The organism is Clostridium sp. (assembly GCF_051656525.1).
Taxonomy (GTDB): domain Bacteria; phylum Bacillota; class Clostridia; order Clostridiales; family Clostridiaceae; genus Clostridium.
Genome location: NZ_JBOGCC010000247.1, coordinates 1 through 2,226, shown reverse-complemented (window position 1 = coordinate 2,226; position 2,226 = coordinate 1). Strand labels below are relative to the sequence as shown.

Sequence of the window (2,226 nt, the reverse complement as noted above, 5' to 3'; positions counted from 1 at the left end):
CAATGGTTTTAAAAGATTAATTTATAAAATTTACAAGAAATGAAAAAGTACTGTTAATTCAGTACTTTTTCCATAGAATCTTCATTTTAAAAGGTTTATTTTATTAAATGAATAAATATATATAGTCTAATAAAGCTTTAAAAATATCCAATATTACTTATTTAATAGCCTTAATTCTTTGATCTTTTTCAATAGATTTTTATATTCTAAATCTAGTTCAATAAGTTTATCTTCATTTTTTTCAATTGATAATTGAGAAATTACTTTAACTAAAGAATTTTCTAAAAGCAATAGTTCTTCTTTAATTTTAATAGTCTCTTTATTAAGTTTGGATTTCTCTTTTAAATTGATTTTTTCATTTATAAAGTCTTTATAAGTCCCAGAAAAAGAGGTTACTTTCTTATCTTTTATTTCTAATATTTTATTGCAGATAGTAGAAATAAAGCTTATATCATGGGATACTATAATCAAAGTTTTTTCAGTATTCATCAAAGCTTTTTCTAGCGCAGAGATAGCTGTTATATCTAAATAATTAGTTGGCTCATCTAAAACTAATGTATTATTATCACCTAAAATGATTTTGCAAAGAGCTACTTTAACTTTTTCTCCACCACTTAAAACTTTGATTTTTTTATAAATATCATTAGAAGAGAAACCAAAATTATCAAGATTTATTCTTATAAAACTTTCATCAAAGGAACAGTTTGTTTTGATATTTTCAAGAATGGATTTTTCTTCATTTAAAATATCCTGTTGTTGATCAAAATAGCCTATAGAAATAAACTTAGAAAGGCGTATTTCCTCTGAGTTATTTTTTAATAGCTCTTTTAATAGAGTGCTTTTACCACTTCCATTTTCACCAAGTAAAGCTACTTTTTCTCCTTTTTTTACTTTAAAATTTACAGCAGTTAAAAGTTTTTTTGAATTTATAAAAAGATTAAAATTTCTTAGCTCCATAATAGTTTTTGAATGTATTTCTGCAGTCTTAGAAATTTTTATTATAATCTCTTTATTTTCAATAGGTTTTTCTTTTATCTCTAAATGATTCATTCGACTTTTAAGAGCTTTAATATTTCCATCTATATTCTTCTTTCCACGCTGATCTCCCATCTTATGAAGCCTAGCTTCAGAGTTCCCCATTCGTCTAGGAGTCTTTCTAATTGAATCTTTTAGATTCTCTTTTTTCAATATAGCCTTTTCAAGTTCATTTTTTTCTTTTATATATTGTGAATATTCTTTTTTATCAAAAGTTTTTTCAGCTTCTTTTAAAATTAAATATTCATTATAATTACACTTGTACAACCTTACTTTACCATGATCTATTTCTAAAATATTATCACATAGTGATTGAAGAAAATCTCTATCATGGGAAACTAAAAGTAAAGTTCCTTTATAACTTGATAATAGATTTTTAGTAACTTCTATTGAATTTATATCAAGATTAGAAGTTGGTTCATCAGCTATTAATAGTTTTTTATTTGAGTTAAGTGCCTTTGTAATATTAATTTTAACCTTTTCACCACCAGATAAAAAATCTTCATATTCCCTAGGTGTTTTTAAAAGACTTTTAATTTTTCCTTCTTCACAGGAACCATTACTGGTTGTTCCTTGAGTTATATAGGAATAATCATAGTTAAAATCAATAAATCCTGAATCAATATCAGTTTCACCAATAATAATTTTTAATAAAGTTGTTTTACCAGCTCCATTTTCACCAATAATAGCAACCTTAGTTCCTTCATTAATTTCTAAGTTATCAATATCTAAAATTAATCTATCACCATAATATTTTTTAACCTTATTTAATTTAATTACTGACATAAAAAAATCCCTCCTTGAATATAGGAGAGAGCAGAAAATTTCCGAAAAAGTACAGAGTAGTCCCTTGGAAATATAATTTACTCTCTCAATTCTAAGCACAACAAATAAACCTTCTTTAGGTTTAAGTTTTTTGTTATACTCATAAAAATTAAGTGTAAATTACATTCTCATTGATGAAACTACCTCGTTCTTTCTTAAATTTAATTATATTATAGTACAAAAGCTTTTATTTGGAAATAGAATTTTAAAAAAATAGTTGAAAGTTCAATTAATTCTATATATAATAAAATATAGTTGAACTTTCAACTAATTTGGAGGGTGAAATGGAAAGTCTAAAAAATGATTTATTAAGGAATATAGGACTTTTATCTAGGTCCATACAATATATAAATGACGTTAAATATA

Annotated in this window: 1 protein-coding gene; it reads right to left on the bottom strand. The window is 24.2% G+C overall.

Annotated features, from left to right (window positions below; translation table 11 throughout):
- Positions 1-153 precede the first annotated feature (153 nt).
- Positions 154-1,821, bottom strand: a complete 1,668-nt coding sequence (cplR, locus tag ACRDDY_RS12360; protein WP_438565254.1) for an ABC-F type ribosomal protection protein CplR — start codon at positions 1,819-1,821, stop codon at positions 154-156.
- Between the last annotated feature and the right edge of the window lie 405 nt (positions 1,822-2,226).

Coding starts and splice junctions, on each gene's coding strand:
- cplR (WP_438565254.1), bottom strand. CDS start 1,821: ATGTCAGTAATTAAATTAAATAAGGTTAAAAAATATTATGGTGATAGA.